A 17,661-nucleotide genomic window follows, 5' to 3' on the forward strand; every position below is an offset into this window, starting at 1 on the left:
ATACGCGTTACGCACCCGTACGACGGTGACATTGCTGCCCCCTCGCCTTGCATGTATTAAGCCTGCCGCTAGCGTTCATCCTGAGCCAGGATCAAACTCTCCATTGTAAATTTTGTTTTGTGGTAATTCCGAAAAATTCCACGTTATCTTCTTAAACGAACTATCTTGTTACTCTCTTCATCATGTCAAAGAACTGTGCTCCGCGTCTTCCAGAACTCGCTGCGCTGATCGTTCTCAGCGCCGTACTTCCCGATTGGGAGTGCAAAAGTCCTCCATTTTATTTTAAGATGCAAGTCTTGGAAGAAAAAAAATCAAAATAATTTTATCTTTTTTTATAACTACCTAATCGTCATAAGTTTAGTTGTCAAATTTTTTTGACAACTATTAGCATGCTTAGAAAGCGAGTATTTATATGTTTGATTCTACCGGAAAAACTCGACTGTGTGTTCCGAAGCATATTGGTCGTCGCCTGGCTTTATTCTCTTAACGAAAAAACGAGCCTTTTTCCCGAGCCTGAGGCTTGTGTATTTCGCCAGGACGTGCTCCTGTGTACCAAGCGGCTGTAAAGAAGGATACCAAAGGATATAACCTGGTTTCTCAAACAGAAGCTGTGGTTCTGACCAGTTTTGGCTGTTTGCGTCAATCCCCAGATCAGGGTTTTTATTAAAGGAAATGTACACCTGACTGCCCTGCCATGATTTTCCAACTACCTTTGCCATTAACATTACCCAGCAATTCAGATAGGTGTTCCAGCTGACAGATGGACCCCAATAAAACCCTCCTGTTGCTGATGATGCCGGTCCTCCTCCGGCTTTTAACGGTACTTGCAAACTGCTTATGGGTTTACCAAAACTATTGTAAGCTGCTCCAAAGCCGGTCCCATCCCATCGTTTTGCTTTACCCTGAGGGTTATCCAAATCTTTTAATGCAATACGGGCTACGCTTATGCACTGCCCTCCCCATTCCGTTTCCTTTTTATAGGTATGTTGATCATAAATACCGGGATAGCCGTACTCACCATAGAAAAGGTAAAGATATTCTCCGCTCGCCACTGCGGACGGGTCACCAACGCCCCCTCCAAATGTGTTGGAGATGTTGTTAGGTTTTAAAATCATCCGGGGATTAAGATCTTCGATGAAAATACCTTTGTTGTACCAGCTTTTTCCTCCATTTGTTGATTTCATAATCCCGATCCTACAAACTGCGGCGGGGCTTTCTGGCCCTCTCAACCCCTGAGGCCATTTTTCATTTTTGTATCCTTCTTTGGTTAATGAATCATAGGGAAGTGTCGAAGGATAATTTTCATTATGATAAACAGCGTAAAGGGTATTGCCTGATTTATCGTGCGGTTCCTGATAAACGGTTTCAAACCATATTGCCCCATGCAAACCGGGTTTGCCAACCGGAGCATTTTTTGGTAGCACAGGATCTGAAAATTGGCTGGGATTACTCTTAAATGCTTCATCAGCATTACTTCCATTGGCAAATTTAAGATCCTTTGCATTGCCCCAAAGAGGATCTTCGCCGTATTTCCCAGGGAAGATTCTGAAGGTATCGCCAATCCAGGCTTCGGCCATATTACAATCCACAAAAGAATTGAATACTATTTTTTCGGAAGAAAGCAGCTTGAACTGTGGTTGCTTTACCTCGCCCTTCCGGGGAGAGCATCCATCAGAAAAAGCAAGCACCAGTGAAATGCAGACCCAGCGGAATACAGAGGAATTATTCATGATATAAATATTGCAAGATATTGTGTGTGAAAAAGAAGATGCAATATTTAAATAATATTCCGGGTCTACAAAAATAATTCAGGATTAATAATTACAAGTAATACTAACCGTAAAACCTAAAGCAGCTTAAATATTTTTAAAATACTCAATCACATGCATCTTCAACAATGCTTCCTGCTTGTCGATACTTCCCTGCGGCAAGGCACGGTTTAATATATAATGCGGCCAGCCGTCCTTATCCCTTTTTTCAAACAGATAATAAGACGACAGACTTAATACCTTACATATACCTATATGCATCAGATCCTGTTTTTGTTCTTTTGTAAATCTTTTGGCACCTTGTCCCAACTCCTGCACGCCTATCAGAAATAATACGCCATTGAGATCACTCGGTCGTTTGCCTAGCAATTCTTCCAATGTTTGAAGTAAATGTTCCCACTGCGCTTCCAGGGGTTGGTCTTCTATATTTAATGTGCTCATATAAGTTCTTGTTCTATTAATGCGTATCAGTCAAATCCAGCCCGAGGACATGTTAAACCGATACAATAATTTACATCTCTATATAGGAAAGGAAATCACAGCAAATTGCTGACGATTAATCAAATCTCCGGTTTGTTTCCGTTTTATCAAAACCAATAACAGAAGGCGGACGTTCTATTTGTCATGATGTTTTAATTTTCCTGTAAAATGATTGTAAACTCTTGATCATATATAGAATAGAAAAGAGTGCATTTGCCGGTTTTTCCTAACTTTGGGTTTTGTGCGATACGAATGAAGAATACTGATACGAATAATATACATAAGGAGGGAGATAGATTGAGCAAGCCAGAATATTTAGATACACTGAACGAACCGCAACGACAAGCCGTGGTTTATGGGAATGGTCCGTTAATGATTATTGCCGGTGCCGGTTCAGGAAAAACACGAGTACTTACTTACAGGATTGCCCATTTGATAGAAAATGGCGTAGATCCGTTTCGTATTTTATCCCTGACTTTTACCAATAAAGCATCCGGAGAAATGCGGAAACGTATCGAAGGTGCTGTTGGGACAGAAGCGAGAAATATCTGGATGGGTACTTTTCACTCTGTCTTTGCAAAAATACTAAGGATCGAAGCGAGATATCTGGGTTATACCAGCGATTTTTCGATTTATGATACGGACGATTCAAAGTCGTTACTGCGGAGTATTATAAAGGAATACAATCTGGACGATAAGGTTTATAAAGCCAATGTGGTCTATAACCGGATTTCCGGAGCGAAAAACAGGCTGGTTTCTGCGGACGATTATATCAACAATGCCGTAATTCAGGCAGATGATGAAGCTGCAAAAATGAAAGAGATCGGGCGGATTTACAAAACCTACGTAACGCGATGTTTTCAGGCGAATGCGATGGATTTTGATGATCTGCTTTTTAATACAAATGTCCTGTTCCGTGATTTTCCTGATGTTTTGTACAAATATCAGCACAAATTCCAGCATGTGATGGTGGATGAGTTTCAGGATACAAACGTTTCGCAGTACCTCATTACCAGAAAGCTATCTGCCGTTAACCGGAATATTGTTGTCGTAGGTGACGATGCCCAAAGTATTTATGCTTTCCGCGGAGCCAATATTGAGAATATTCTTAATTTCGAAAAGGACTTCCCGGATGTTCAGACCATTAAACTTGAACAAAATTACCGTTCAACGAGCACGATTGTCAACGCTGCAAATTCAGTAATTGCCCGAAATAAATCCCAGTTAAAAAAAGAAACCTTCACGGTTAATGAGGAAGGTTCGATGATTGATGTCATCAAAGCGGGTTCGGATAACGAAGAAGGCCGATTGGTTGCGGGAGCCATTTTTGAAGAAAAAATGCAGAAAGCGCTTAAAAACGAAAATTTTGCAATTCTTTATCGTACCAATGCGCAGTCACGTTCTTTTGAAGAAGCCCTGCGTAAGCTCGGGATTAAGTATAGAATTATCGGCGGACAATCTTTTTATCAAAGAAAAGAGATTAAAGATATTTTGGGTTACCTGCGTTTTACGGTCAACCAGCGTGACGAAGAAGCTTTCAAAAGAATTATTAATCTTCCAAAACGTGGGATTGGTGATACTACTGTTGCCAGAATTACGGTAACAGCTGCTGAAAATAATGTTCCGATCTGGGAGGTTGTCAGTAACATTGGAAACTATGCAACCGGCCGGACAATTACACCGATTGAGCAATTCAGTACTTTGATCAAAAGTTTTATGTTGATGCTCGAGGCTGGGAAAGATGCTTTTGAGGTGGCATCACATATCGCAAAAACATCCGGACTTCTTCGTGAATTGTATGAAGATAAAACCGTCGAAGGACTTTCGCGTTATGAAAACGTCCAGGAATTGCTGAATGCGATCAAGGAATTTGTTGATAGTGAAGAAAATGAAGACAAAACACTAAGCGCTTTTCTTCAATCGGTTTCACTTTTGACAAATGCTGATGAACCGGATGAAAACGAAGATAATGACCGCGTTACGATGATGACGATACACTCGGCAAAAGGGCTGGAATTCCGAAATGTCTTCATTGTTGGTTTGGAAGAAGATCTTTTCCCAAGTCAGATGATGCTGGAAAGTCGGCAGGATCTGGAAGAAGAACGCCGTTTGTTTTATGTAGCGATTACCCGGGCGGAACAGAAACTTACTTTCTCCTATGCGGAAAGCCGTTACCAGTGGGGACGCCTGAAAATGTGCGAACCAAGCCGGTTTTTGCTGGAAGTTGATGCAAAATATTTGAATATTTCTCAGTCTTTCCAAAGAGAAATTGGCCGTGAAGGCTCGTCTTCGTCGCCCATGTCCTTTGTCAAAAACCTGAGTCCGAGAAGACCGACGGAGCCAAGGCCGGCTACTGCCGCATCATCTCATACACCTTCTTCCGATTTTGTGCCTAGTGATACCCACGATCTTGTAGAAGGCGATAAGGTAGAACATTCCAAATTTGGTTTTGGCACGGTTGTTAAGATGGATGTGAACGGAACCGACCGCAAGGCAACCGTAAAATTTGATAAAGTGGGTGACAAAACTTTATTGCTCAGTTTCGCCAAATTAAGAATAGTGAAATAAATCGTATTACATAGTTATAGTACGATGATACAGGACTTTACATAATGTAAAACCACGCACCGCCACGAGACTCATTAATTTAATACTCTTATGGCGGTGTACTAATGATTATTTTTTAACCGATTAAATTATGTTCATCGAAAAAGACCTTCAACAGATTCAGGAACGCGGAAGCGATGCCACAGTAGTAGAGGAACAGGTTCATTACTTTGTAAATGGGTTTCCGTTTCTTCATTTGTCAAAAGCGGCAACGGTTGGAGATGGAATTATTCGTCTGTCAGATGCACAGATTGAACTGGTAATTAAGGCGTTTGACAAAAGCTCGGCTGACGGCGAAGTGGCGTTATTGAAGTTTGTTCCTGCTTCCGGAGCTGCAACGCGTATGTTTAAGTCTTTATTCAGCTTTTTACAGGAAGATAAAAAGGACAAATCTGTTGACGAATTTTTTGCGAGGCTCACAGAATTTGCTTTTTATGAAGACTTAAAAGCTAGCATGGCGTCAGATGGAATCGATATTTCTTCTGCTGATGAAAAGACAACAGTCTCTTATTTCCTATTAAACAAGGGTTTAGGATATGGAGAATTGCCGAAGGGATTATTGAAATTCCATAATTATGATAACCGTTCCCGCACGCCGCTAGAAGAACATCTGGTGGAAGGTGCGCATTATGCGAATGCCGGAAGCAATGTTCAGATCCATTTTACAGTGTCACCGGAACACCGTGATAAATTTGAAAAGTTGGTTGTTGAAGTGTTGCCGACCTATCAAAGTGAGTTTGGTGTGAAGTACATGGTGTCATTTTCGGAGCAAAAAAGCTCAACAGACACGATTGCTGTGAACATGGATAATTCGCCCTATCGCGAAAAAGACGGCGGTTTATTGTTCCGTCCGGCTGGACATGGCGCTTTGCTGGAAAATTTAAGTCAGCTTGATGCAGACATTATTTTTATTAAAAATATTGATAACGTCGTTCCTGACAGAATCAAAGGAGATACCGTAACTTACAAAAAAGCACTGGCGGGTATTGTACTTGAATTCCAGAAAAGAATATTTGGTTATCTTGATAAACTGAGTGCAGGAGCAGATTCTTCCTTGTTCTCAGAACTTGATACTTTTTTCCGTGAGGAACTATGTGTCGTGCCTCCGGCAACTTACGACAGCTGGTCTGATGATCAGAAAAAGGAATATTTCGTTGCGAAGCTTGATCGTCCTTTACGTGCCTGCGGTATGGTAAAAAATCAGGGAGAACCTGGTGGCGGGCCTTTCTGGGCAGAAAACGCAGACGGATCTTCTTCGTTGCAAATCGTGGAATCGGCGCAGGTTGACGTTGACAACGAACAGCAAAATGGTATTTTCAAAAACTCGACCCATTTCAATCCGGTTGATCTGGTTTGTGCGATCAAGAATAAAGATGGAGAGTTGTACGACCTCAAAAAATTCCGCGATCCGCTTACCGGCTTTATAACCTACAAATCAAAAGACGGAAAAGAGTTGAAAGCGCAGGAATTGCCAGGTCTATGGAACGGATCGATGGCCAACTGGAACACACTTTTTGTTGAAGTTCCATTGCTAACGTTCAATCCGGTGAAAACAGTAAACGATCTGTTGCGCGAACAACACCAATAGTGTCAACAGCACAGCTATAAAAGTAAAAACGTCGAATCCGTAACGGGTCCGACGTTTTTTATTGGAACAATTTTCCTAATATCATGCTGTCAGGGGCAATATTTCAAGGAATTGGTAAAACCTTACTTTCTTTGAAAGTTGACAAAATCACCATCGTTTGCGTGCTTGCCACTTCTTCAATTTCATTTATTTTTTCCAACATCAGTTTTTGGTAAGTACTGATATCCTTTGAAATTACTCTTAGCAAGAAATCGCCTGTACCGGTAATATGGTGACATTCGATTACTTCCGGAATTGCATGTATTTTTTCAACAAATGATTCAGTAACAGCTTTTCTATGGCCAACCAAAGAAATCTGTACGAATGTACTTACACCTAAACCAACTCTTTCTGGTTCTAACTGTGCGTGATAACTTTTAATAATTCCTGATTGCTCAAGTTTCTTTACACGTTCAAGTGTAGGAGCCGGTGAAAGCCCAATTTCCTTTGAAAGCTGTGCGTTCGTTATCTTGGCATTCGTTTGTAAGATCTCCAGTACTTTACGGTCTATCTGGTCTAATTTAATGATAGCAGACATTGCTTATAACATGGTTTATAGTTAGCCCCACTTTTCAGGACGCTGCAAAACTAATTAGTTTCCCGAAGATAATTGTAACTTTATACTGAAAATTTGTCAAAAAAAAGAATTTTAATAGGTAAAACGGCCTTTTAGTGCTGAATTGTTGGGTGATACTTTTATAAAACCCATTAATATCTATTTTATTAAACGGAATAAGCCTCTATTTTCTGTAAAAAATCCTGATACGTTATACGTATTCCTTCTGTCAGATCCGTCTTGTGTTTCCAACCTAACGCATGAAGCTTGCTGACATCCATCAATTTGCGGGGCGTACCATCTGGCTTGTCCGTATTCCAATGAACTTCACCTTCATAACCAACCGTTTTTTGGATGAGCTCAGCTAATTCTTTAATAGTCACATCGCTTCCGACACCAACATTCAGGAAACCCGGCTCGCTATAATTTTGCATCAGAAAGTAACACGCATCAGCCAGATCGTCGGCATGTAAAAATTCGCGCAAAGGCGAACCCGTGCCCCAGAGCTCCACAACAGGTTTATTTTCCTCCTTTGCTTCATGAAATTTACGTATCATGGCAGGAAGGACGTGTGATTTGTTCAGGTCATAATTATCATTTGGGCCATAAAGATTTGTTGGCATTACCGAAATGAAATCGCAGCCATACTGACTTCTGTATGCCTCGCACATTTTTATACCAGCAATTTTAGCGATTGCGTAAGGTTCATTGGTCGGTTCCAGCGTTCCGGTAAGCAGAGAATCCTCATGAAGTGGCTGAGGTGCTAATTTTGGATAAATGCAGGATGAGCCTAAAAAGAGCAGCTTTTTTACATTAACCCGGTAAGCGCTGTCGATGATATTATTCTGGATTTGCAGGTTATCGAACAAGAATTCTGCACGATAAATATTGTTGGCCATAATCCCTCCTACCTTCGCAGCGGCCAGAAAAACGTATTCCGGACGTTCTGTTTCAAAGAAATCTTTTACGGATGCCTGGTCACGCAAATCAAGTTCTGAGGAGGTGCGGAATACAAAATTGTTAAAACCTTCAGCAGTGAGTTTACGGTGAATCGCCGAGCCGACCATACCGCGATGTCCTGCGATATAAATTTTAGCGCTTTTTTCCAATGTGTTATGTAAATTTGTAGGATGAAAAATCAATATCTTTAATACCCAATTCGTTACAAAAGTAACAATCTTACCCTGAAGAAAAATTCAATACACATGCAAAGAGTTATTCTGGTCTGGTGTTTCCTAACCATTTTCCTTATGAAGGGAACTTGGGCGCAGACTGAAACAAAAGAGTCTACACCGCCGTCATGGCTTCCAAAAGCAGCTGATCCGGATTCTGCGAAAGCAAAAAAAGCAGGCTCGAAGGATTTGAAATCTTTCGTTTCCGGCCTGGATCCGGCGGCAACTGCTACACTTCCGGGAGGTAATAGCAAGTCGGCGTCTCTCACTTCCCTTTTCGGCGAAACAATTCCGGATCTTGGACTTAAAGTAAAAGAATACAAAAGCCAGAAAGCGGATCGCAAAATAAAAAAAGAAAAAGCGCGGCTTGCAAAAGTGATGTATAAGGGTGTGCCGATGGTGGCGATGGACATTCGATATGGCAGTGGCGACAGAACTACGCTTGAAACTTTTCACGTCCTGAAAGAGCCGAAGCCATTAAATAATTATGCGCGTGCTACCGAAACACGCTGGTATGACACTAAGGGAAAAAAGCTAAGCTCTGCTGTTATTAAGGATAAAGAAAAATCGCTATTGCTGCATGGCTCCTATAAAAAGTATGTTGGGGAAAATCTGATTGAGGAAGGTTTTTACTATATGGGCGTGAAGGATGGCCGCTGGGTCAAATATGATACCAAGTTTAATTTAGTTGATAAAGCGGTTTGGGATAAAGGTTTTCCTGCCGAGTCCCGTATAACATATTATGACTCTGCACATACAAAAGTGAAGGAAGTAATTCCTGTAATGTTTGGCGAGACGACGGGGGAATTTCTTCAATTTTATGACGAAGGCCAGTTAATGGCAAGCGGAAAACTTGATCATGGAAAAAAAGTTGGCCGCTGGGTTGAATACTTCCAGTATCGCCGTCAGCGCAAAAAGGAAATTCAGTATCCGAAAACAAGTTGGGACGAAGAATTTGAACCTTTCGTGTTGCGTGAGTGGGATGAAAAAGGAAAACTTCTTTACGATTATACCAAAGATCCACGCGCTTCGGTTGAGGAAGAAGTTGAAAATTAATCGTTCGAATGGGTGGAAATTGCTGTCCATCTACTTTATTCGTGTGTTGGATTAACACGAGCCTAATCATTTTATGTTTCAAGCTTTCCTAAACTTTGCCAGGACAAAAACCTGGCTGGCAGTAATTTTTTGCATAATTCCTGTACTTATTTATTTTTTGGTATTTAAAGTAATTGCTTTGAATATCAATTATATAGCTTTCGATGACATCCTGATTTTAGGTATTATCCCGGGTTTTGAAGACGCCTCCTGGCCTGACCGCTGGAAACGGCTTACCGAACTTTTTCCGGAACACAGGCTCGTTTTTTCCCGTTCCATTATTCTTTTGCTCCATTCGATTTTTGGAAAGATTAATATGGTTTGGCCGATGATCGTGGCCAATATTTGCTGGACGGCCTGCGCATTCGTTTTTTACAAGGCATTTCGATATTTCCGTCTTTCAGTATGGTACTTTGTGCCAGTGATGTGGCTTTGGTTCTCAATCCAGTCATTTGAAAATATTTTTTGGGGTGTAAGTTCACTTTGTAATTTCGGCGTTCTGCTGTTTGTTTTGAGCTCACTTTATTTTGCTACACACCATCCGAAAAAACACTATATCGCTATTGTTTTCGCAGTTCTGGCGACTTTTACTTACGGAAACGGACTTATGGTTTTTCCGGTTATCGGATTAATTGCCTGGCTTATGGGCCGCAAAAGAGATTTTGTCATCACTGTGCTGGTAATGGGAATTGTTGCGGTTATTTATTTTATAGACTTTACGCCAATCACGCAAAACCTTGATTTTTCTAACCCGCAGCAAGTCAAAGAAGGTTTTCTGGGATACTTCGGATTTATTGGCTCCATTGCGACGATTTCTGCTTATGATGCGGCAAATTCAGTTTTGATGACGGCTGTTGCGGCAGGATTTATTATGATTGCCGCTCTTATCTATTTGTTCAGGAAACAGTGGATTTTGCTATGGAATGCAGCCTGGGGAAAAACGCCATATTTAAATTCAGGAGCATTATTTTCATTGGGAATCGCAGCTTTTGTAGCCATTACCACACTCGCGTTGGTATATAAACGTATCCCCACTGATACTTTTGAAGGGATGTTTAAGGGCCGTTACCGGATGTATTCGGCACTTTGGTGTATTGCTCTTTATTTTGGGTTACTATCCCTGACGTCAAGGCCTTCGCTACGTTTTTCAGTTGTCGCTATCGTGCCCTTTGTCATTTTTCTAAACCTGATCATCCTTCATAGCAATTTTGCTTTGGCAATTAATAACCGTCGCATGGCCATTGTTCAGGAATTCAACGCACGGTACAATGCAGACTGGTTAGGCGTAAAAATGTTTTCGATGGATCAGGCACGTTTTGAAAAAATACGAGCCTATTATAATTCAGAAGATCCGTTGGCGGAAGGCTGGAGTCCTCGTTTAGCAACAGATTCGATACCATGTCCGAAGGTTTATGAGCCTGATACGGTTAAAAAAGACGGTAGTTATATTGTTGTAAATTTCGAAAGAGACTTCTTCCCGGCAGAAAAAAATTATTCCGATGGCGCTTATGTGATACTCAAATCGGCGGAGCATACCTACACATCTGCACAAACGCAATATCCGGTTCCGCTGAAAACCACGCTTCGCAGGTTTATGTATTTTAATAAGGGAGCCTATGTAAATTTTCACTCGGCAACCGTAGAACCGGGCTTGTACCGGATTTATTTATTGGTGCGAAAAAACGGAGAAAATACTATTTACTGCACGAACAAAACCTGGAAGGAAGATTAAAAGTTTGAGTTGCAACAATAGTTTGCATCCCTTATGTCAGTTTCCCCTATATGTTGAATAACCGTATGCAGAAAGTGTAATTGGTACGTGATAATGTTTGCTGTCTTTAATTTCAAAGACCACTTCGATAAAGGGGTAAAAACTCTGTATTTTCTGGCTTTTAAAATAATCTGCTGTCAAGAAGGTCAATTTGAAAATACCTTTATTAGTATTTTCAGAACTAAGAAAGTTGGAGATGCGACCATTCGCATCCGTGATTTTTTCGTCAATTACTGACCATGTTTTTTTATCTGTGTCCATCTTTTCAAGTCGGATCGGAACGCCTGATGCGGGCATACCTTTTGAAATATCAAGGATATGACTTGATAACTGAAACGTTTTAGTCTGTGCGAAGGCGAGCGTAGTACTCAAAGCTAAACCCAGCGTGAGAATTAAGTTTTTCATGTGTTTTTAAGTTTAATTAATTTGTGTAAATATTCCCGCTGCCGAAATAGCAGCCGATTTTGCAATTAAATCGTCGTTCTCAGGGCTTCCTCCACCAGCAACGCCAATAGCACCGACCAGCTTACCATCAAACCAAAGAGGACAGCCACCACCAAGTAGCAGCAGCTCGGGTAGATTTGCCAGATTTTCTGTGTCAGGATTTGACCTGGCATTTCTTGACAGAAGCAAGGTAGGGGTCCTGGTTGAAACCGACGTATAGGCTTTCCTTCGGGCTGCTTCCGTATTGTGTGGTCCAACATTTTCCTGGCGACTGATAAGAATGACTTGACCTGCCGCATCTAAAATCGAAATGGTGACTGCTTTCCCTAAATCGCTGGCACAAGCTCTCGCCTGCTTTACAAGTTCAACTGCTGCATCAAGTGTTAACTGATATGAAGGGCTTATATAGCTGTTTGACTGAGTAGAAACCTCTTTGCCGGGATTGACTGTTTGCGCAAGCAAAATACCTGGGAATAAGTAAACTAATATGAGCAGTTTGGCTTTCATTGTAAATTGTTTTTTTGCAAAATTACAATTTCAGTTTGCCGGAAGTGTTGACCTATGTCAACGTTTTAAAGCCTAGATTTTGTCCTGCTTAATGTGGATGGAGAAATGCCCAGGTAGGAAGCGGCCATCTTATTGGATACCCGAAGCAAAAAGTTTGGCTGTGATTCGATAACCCACTTTACTTTTTCCAGCGCATTAAATCCCTGAAATCCATAAATGCGTTTTTGAGCATTAACAAAACCAAGTTCAAGAATTTCTCTGTAGATTTGACTGAACTCAGGCACGGTATCTACGAGTTGAAAAAAGTCTTTCCGGGAAATTACAAGAAGTTCGGACTTTTCAATGGCCTGTAAATACTCTAGTGCTGGTCTCTGGTCAATAAAGCTGGGAAGGGCAGTTACAAACATGCCGTCAAAGGCAAAATAACGGGACGTTTCAACGCCTGCGCTGCTCACGGTAAAGAGACGGAGACATCCGGAATTAATGAAGTAGTAGACTTTGCAAGTCTCATCGTAATCTATCAGTAACTCTTTGCGGTGAGCTTTTAAGGGTTGAAAATAAGAACATATATCCCGAAGTTTTTCATGACCAATTTTATGTCGGTGCAATATGTAAGATGCCAAAGGCTGATATACCTGCGGTAGTTCGTTTATTGACTCTATATCAGCCATATAACTAGTATATTGATAATGAACGTTTCAACTGATACGACACTGGTGCCTGAATACCACCAAAATAAATAATGATCTGCAAAATCACATAAAAGCCTAATATTTATTATGAATCCCGGTCAGGATTCGTTCCACTTCTTTCCGTACTTCTGAGCTTGGCTTGGTGAAATTATTGTTCATGAAGCTGAAAACAAGTGTTTTTCCTTTCTTTGTGACAAGATAACCGCTAAGGTTAAAATTATTACTGAAACTGCCCGTTTTCGCAAAAATGAACGGCTCCCGCCCTTTGAACATATTTTTTAAACTTCCGGTGGCACCGCCGTTGGGCAGTATTTTAAACAAACGCTCCTGAGGAACTTTCACATAAATTTTCTGCAACAAAGACGTAATAGATCTTGGCGTAAAAAGATTGTAGCGGCTTAATCCCGAGCCATCCTTCCAAACCAGACTGTCAGGCATATCGCTTAAATAATTCTTCTTGGCATGTTCAATCGCCTTCTCCGTATTTAACGGCAATCCATTTGCAGAAGCATAAAGTAACATCAGCTGCTCAGCCAGCATATTGTCGCTCACCTGCATCATACGCATATATAAAGAATCCGAAGGTATACTTTTAACCGTTTGCAATTCAATAGTAAGCGGAACGTGAATAAGTTTTATTTCCTTTTTCAGCGCATGACTCAGCAGTTGAACAGTCATAGCATCCGACATATGGACCGGAATATCTCTTGTTTTTCCGGCTGCCAAAGCTTTCGGGGAATAATGAAAAGTATTTTGAAATTCCTCTCTTTTTATGCCAACAACCGAAGTGTCCGGTTGAAGTGATTTTTCCCAGATTTTCGGTTTTACACGAAATTGTCTGTCTGTCAGGCCTGTGAATCGGGCAATATTGCCATAAACAGGCATTGGTGATATTTCTGGCTGATAGTCGTCATTATAGTCGCTCCATGCCCATCCCGGACCGTAGCGCTCATCCTGGAAATTTACGGGTGAAAAAAATATCTGCTCTTTTCTGCTTTGTAAAAAGTCGATGACAGCACTTTTCGGCAGATCAGGATGAAATAATGACGGATCGCCGGTACCACGGATAATCAAAAGTTCGCCCCATTCCAGATATTCCAAACCAGGTAAAGAGTCACCCAGCGCACAAAGCCCTGCGTAGAAACTGAATAATTTTGTATTGGAAGCCGGATTGAAATATTTGTCAGATTGATAAGACGCAACGGCTTTGCTGCTCGTCAGATTATTGATCGAAATACCGGTATGCTGCTGGCTTAAAACCGGAGAATTTTTTATTTCGCGTTTTAAATAATGGGAAACCGAGCAGCCAGATAATGAAAAAATCGTTAACAGAGAAAGGAGCGTGCGCATAGAAATCGGTTAGTACCAGTCTGTAAAGTTAATATTTTCGGCTAAAAAACGAAGAAAGCAGGTTCATAGTTTGATCAGCCACAAATTTTTTAGAAAGAATTATGGCTCCGAATTTAGTAATTTGCGAATCTTTTGACAAAACACATACGATGAGTGACCTTCATGCTGTCCTGAAACAATACTGGGGCTACGACCAGTTTCGACCTGTGCAGGAAGAAGCAATCCGGTCGGTGCTGGAAGGAAATGACACACTTTTACTGCTGCCAACAGGCGGTGGAAAATCAATCTGTTTTCAGGTTCCTGTGCTTACAATGGAAGGTGTTTGCATTGTCGTAACGCCGCTTATCGCATTGATGAAGGATCAGGTCGAGCAGCTTAAACGAAGAAATATTCCTGCTGCTGCCATTCATTCGGGTATGAACCGCCATGAAATTGATATCACGCTGGATAATTGCATTCACGGGCAGACGAAGTTTCTTTACGTTTCTCCGGAGCGGTTGCGGACAGAGATCATGATTGCGCGAACCAAACAAATGAAGGTTTGTCTGCTGGCCATCGATGAAGCGCATTGCATATCAGCCTGGGGTTATGATTTCAGGCCCTCCTATTTACTGATTGCAGAATTCAGATTATTAATTCCGAAAGTTCCGGTCATTGCTTTAACCGCCACAGCCACAGAGCAGGTTCAGATTGATATTATTGAAAGGCTGGAAATGAAGCCAGTCAGAGTGTTCCGGCAGTCTTTTGCGCGGGCCAATTTGTCTTACTCAACATTTTTGGAGGAGAATAAAGAAAGAAAGCTGCTTCAGATCCTTAAAAATGTGCCGGGGACAGCGATCGTTTATGTGCGAACGAGAAAGCGCACAAAAGAATTAGCAGACTGGCTCACCAAACAAGGTGTCCGCGCTTCGGGATATAACGCGGGTTTGCCATTCAAAGAGCGGTCTGACAGGCAAACGGCTTGGATTAAAAATCAGGTCCGCGTGGTTGTCGCCACGAACGCTTTTGGTATGGGGATTGACAAGCCGGATGTGCGCGCCGTGGTTCATTTTGACTTGCCGGACAATCTCGAAGCTTATTATCAGGAAGCTGGAAGAGCTGGCCGTGATGAAAAAAAATCTTTTGCAGTTGCGCTTTATAACAAAATCGACCTCGACGAACTGGCCGAAAACGTAGAAAGGAAATACCCCCCTACGAATGTTTTAAGGAAGGTCTATCAGTCGCTGGCGAATTATTATAAAATCCCAGTTGGGGGTGGCGAGTTTTCAGGTTACAGTTTTGATATACAAAATTTTACCGGAATATTTGGCCTGATTGTTAATGAAACACATTTCGCTTTAAAGTTGCTGGAAGAGGAAGGTTTTATCCAGCTAAGCGAAAATTTCAACGATCCGGCCAGAATTCATTTTGAAGTGGACAACCGCCAATTATACGATTTCCAGATACGGTATCCGGAGTTTGATTCGTTTATCAAATTGTTGTTGCGGCTGTATGGTGGAGAACTTTTTACTGAATACATCAGGATTTCTGAAACCGAGCTCGGGCAGATTTACTTCGCTCCGGAGGCAGAAATTATAAAAAAGCTGTCATTTTTGAAGGAACGCGGAATTATCGATTATGAACCACGAAGAGACAAACCGCAGCTAACATTTCTGACACCGCGATTTGATGCTGCTCAGTTACCGCTAAATGTTTTTGAAATTGAAAGAAGACGAGAGCGCGACAGACAGAAAGCAAGAGCGGTGATTCAATATGCATCCAATAAAAACCGTTGCCGCACACTACTTTTATTGGAATATTTCAATGAAATGGATGGCCATGAATGCGGAGTTTGCGATGTTTGCATAAGGGAAAAAAAGAATGAGGCGAATTCCGGGATCGATGAAGAATTAGGTAACAAAATACTGCTTTATCTCAAAGATACCGGCTCGGTAACACCCAGGTTTTTGAGCCAGATTTTTGATCATGTGCCCGAGCCGCTCTTTTTGCAAACTTTGAAATATTTGATCGAAGAAGAAATAATCCAATACGATAACGTTGGAAAACTAAATTTAAACAGCAGATACAATTCTTGAAAAAGCGACTTTTAAACCTTACATTATTAATAGGATTTTTGGCAAAATCCGCCTATTCCCAACAAATTCCCGGACTGGTAACCAGCAATTACGGCGGACTTTACAGGGCTACTGAAAATCCTTCGGCTATTGCAGGTTCTCGATACAAGTTTCAGGTAAATCTGGGAACGATTGGGAGCAGTATCAACCATCGGTATTTCGTGTTCCTTGGAAAAAACTCGCTGTTTTATCCCCTGTTGGCGCCGCATTCCAAAGATGAACTTTATGGTCGGTCGCGCACCATGGGATCGTTGACAGACAAAAATCCTATTTATCTCGCGAGTGAAATTCGCTGGCCTTCTGCCATGTTTTCAATTGGTAAATATCAGGGTGTGGCGTTTCAATTGCGTACCCGTGGTTTTGTACAGGGAAATAATGTCCCGGATGATATCAGGGATTTATATTTCAAAAGACTGGATACCGGGATGGATGAAGTTGCACGTCAGGAATGGGGAAATTTTAATCTTGTTCAGCAGAGTTTTTCGGAATTAAGCGCATCTTACGGCGTTCAGATTTTAGATCTGGAAGCGCACAAACTACGGATTGGTACCACTGTGAAGAGAATTTTCGGAGCCAGGATTGGTTATGTCACGGGATCTGTGAATGATTTTCAGGTAAGCCGGGTTGCCGGAGGCACAGATGAAAATCAATTAATTCTGAATGATTTTTCTTATGAAAGTGGTTATAGCCAGTCAAATCAAAAAATGAAACTTGGCAATATTTTCAATTCAGATAAGTATGCAGCAGGCTGGGCCTACGATCTGGGTGCGACTTACGAGTTGGGCGATTATTGGCATAATGAAGACGAAGCATTTGATCAAAGTCCAACTTATCTGCTCCGTTTGGCTGCTTCCTTAACAGATGTTGGTTCAATAAAATATAAAACACAAAACAGCAGAGTCGTTAGCGGATTTCAGGAGCAGGCTGTTATAGGGCAAAAGGAACTGGAAATAATAGGAAACGAAGGAGCAGACGGACTAATGAATTTATATCCTGAAACTTCTGATACCACGTTTAACAGGAATGTAAAGCTTCCGCAGGCCATGCATCTGGAAGCGGATATTCAACTTGTAAAAGGATTTTTTGTAACACTGGCGCAAACGAAAAGGTATAAACCAAGAACTGATAACCCGCTTGATTTGACGCAGCCAAATGTGTTTACAATCACACCAAGATTTGAAGATGAGGATTCAGACTTTGCCTTTCCGATTTCATTTATAAAAGGAAATAAACGTGTTTCCCTGGGCGCAATGGCTCACTTCGGGCCATTCTTTGTTGGTTTCAGTAATATCAACGGGCTGGTAAAAAAGGGCGGAGCGAGAGGCAGTATGGCTTATGTAGGCTTTTCAGTCTGGAAATTGAAGGGGTGGAAGAAGGGGTAATTATGTCTCATTTCAAAGTTGATAAATTTCCTAATTCCTCTTTTATTGTCAGAAAGTTAACTTAAAAATACGTTCCTTCATTGATATTATCCGAA

The 17,661-nt window shown here is 41.4% G+C and carries 15 protein-coding genes and 1 rRNA gene; 7 read left to right on the plus strand and 9 right to left on the minus strand.

Features of this window, described 5'->3' with window-relative positions; translation table 11 throughout:
* Positions 1–107: ribosomal RNA gene (locus tag L0657_RS13820) — 16S ribosomal RNA — on the minus strand; the annotation flags it as partial.
* 75 nt (positions 108–182) lie between these two features.
* On the opposite strand from L0657_RS13820, the gene L0657_RS13825 reads away from it, so the two are divergent.
* A complete protein-coding gene (locus L0657_RS13825; RefSeq protein ID WP_235151408.1) occupies positions 183–320 on the plus strand; it encodes a hypothetical protein in 138 nt (45 codons plus the stop codon).
* A 102-nt stretch (positions 321–422) separates the two neighbouring features.
* On the opposite strand, the gene L0657_RS13830 is transcribed toward L0657_RS13825, so the two are convergent.
* Complete coding sequence (locus L0657_RS13830; protein ID WP_235151409.1) at positions 423–1,730, minus strand: hypothetical protein; 1,308 nt, start codon at positions 1,728–1,730, stop codon at positions 423–425.
* Between the two features lie 126 nt (positions 1,731–1,856).
* Entirely contained in the window at positions 1,857–2,210 is a 354-nt protein-coding gene (locus tag L0657_RS13835) for a hypothetical protein (protein WP_235151410.1), read from the minus strand.
* 291 nt (positions 2,211–2,501) lie between these two features.
* Between L0657_RS13835 and L0657_RS13840 the strand changes: the two genes are divergently transcribed.
* Positions 2,502–4,817: an ATP-dependent helicase gene (locus L0657_RS13840; RefSeq protein ID WP_235151411.1), complete on the plus strand. Its 2,316-nt coding sequence runs from the start codon at positions 2,502–2,504 to the stop codon at positions 4,815–4,817.
* Positions 4,818–4,947: 130 nt separating this feature from the next.
* On the plus strand, positions 4,948–6,444 hold the full coding sequence (locus L0657_RS13845) for a DUF4301 family protein (RefSeq protein ID WP_235151412.1): 1,497 nt from the start codon (positions 4,948–4,950) through the stop codon (positions 6,442–6,444).
* Positions 6,445–6,547: 103 nt separating this feature from the next.
* Here the strand turns inward: L0657_RS13845 and L0657_RS13850 are convergent, their stop codons facing one another.
* Both L0657_RS13850 and L0657_RS13855 read right to left on the minus strand, forming a co-directional pair.
* The gene (locus tag L0657_RS13850) at positions 6,548–7,021 is read right to left on the minus strand and encodes an Lrp/AsnC family transcriptional regulator (RefSeq protein ID WP_090340796.1); all 474 of its coding nucleotides are present in this window, start codon (positions 7,019–7,021) and stop codon (positions 6,548–6,550) included.
* A gap of 185 nt (positions 7,022–7,206) precedes the next feature.
* Positions 7,207–8,148, minus strand: coding sequence for a GDP-L-fucose synthase (locus L0657_RS13855; protein WP_255717857.1), 942 nt, complete (start codon positions 8,146–8,148; stop codon positions 7,207–7,209).
* Between the two features lie 96 nt (positions 8,149–8,244).
* Here L0657_RS13855 and L0657_RS13860 point away from each other — a divergent pair, with 96 nt between their 5' ends.
* Together L0657_RS13860 and L0657_RS13865 are read left to right on the plus strand one after the other, a co-directional pair.
* The gene (locus tag L0657_RS13860) at positions 8,245–9,267 is read left to right on the plus strand and encodes a toxin-antitoxin system YwqK family antitoxin (protein WP_235151413.1); all 1,023 of its coding nucleotides are present in this window, start codon (positions 8,245–8,247) and stop codon (positions 9,265–9,267) included.
* A 73-nt stretch (positions 9,268–9,340) separates the two neighbouring features.
* Positions 9,341–11,038, plus strand: a complete 1,698-nt coding sequence (locus L0657_RS13865) for a hypothetical protein (RefSeq protein WP_235151414.1) — start codon at positions 9,341–9,343, stop codon at positions 11,036–11,038.
* Positions 11,039–11,074: 36 nt separating this feature from the next.
* Here L0657_RS13865 and uraH read toward each other — a convergent pair whose 3' ends face one another.
* From uraH to L0657_RS13885, 4 genes are all read right to left on the minus strand, one after another.
* Entirely contained in the window at positions 11,075–11,482 is a 408-nt protein-coding gene (gene uraH, locus L0657_RS13870; protein WP_235151415.1) for a hydroxyisourate hydrolase, read from the minus strand.
* Positions 11,483–11,494: 12 nt separating this feature from the next.
* Complete coding sequence (locus L0657_RS13875) at positions 11,495–12,028, minus strand: heme-binding protein (protein WP_235151416.1); 534 nt, start codon at positions 12,026–12,028, stop codon at positions 11,495–11,497.
* Between the two features lie 65 nt (positions 12,029–12,093).
* The gene (locus L0657_RS13880; RefSeq protein WP_235151417.1) at positions 12,094–12,699 is read right to left on the minus strand and encodes a Crp/Fnr family transcriptional regulator; all 606 of its coding nucleotides are present in this window, start codon (positions 12,697–12,699) and stop codon (positions 12,094–12,096) included.
* A 96-nt stretch (positions 12,700–12,795) separates the two neighbouring features.
* Positions 12,796–14,070: a D-alanyl-D-alanine carboxypeptidase/D-alanyl-D-alanine-endopeptidase gene (locus L0657_RS13885; RefSeq protein WP_235151418.1), complete on the minus strand. Its 1,275-nt coding sequence runs from the start codon at positions 14,068–14,070 to the stop codon at positions 12,796–12,798.
* A gap of 149 nt (positions 14,071–14,219) precedes the next feature.
* Here L0657_RS13885 and L0657_RS13890 point away from each other — a divergent pair, with 149 nt between their 5' ends.
* Together L0657_RS13890 and L0657_RS13895 are read left to right on the plus strand one after the other, a co-directional pair.
* A complete protein-coding gene (locus L0657_RS13890; RefSeq protein WP_235151981.1) occupies positions 14,220–16,145 on the plus strand; it encodes an ATP-dependent DNA helicase RecQ in 1,926 nt (641 codons plus the stop codon).
* On the plus strand, positions 16,142–17,566 hold the full coding sequence (locus L0657_RS13895) for a DUF5723 family protein (protein WP_235151419.1): 1,425 nt from the start codon (positions 16,142–16,144) through the stop codon (positions 17,564–17,566). The genes L0657_RS13890 and L0657_RS13895 overlap by 4 nt, the downstream gene beginning before the upstream one ends.
* Positions 17,567–17,661: the final 95 nt, after the last annotated feature.

This window comes from Dyadobacter sp. CY345, from assembly GCF_021502725.1.
Classification (GTDB): Bacteria; Bacteroidota; Bacteroidia; order Cytophagales; family Spirosomataceae; genus Dyadobacter.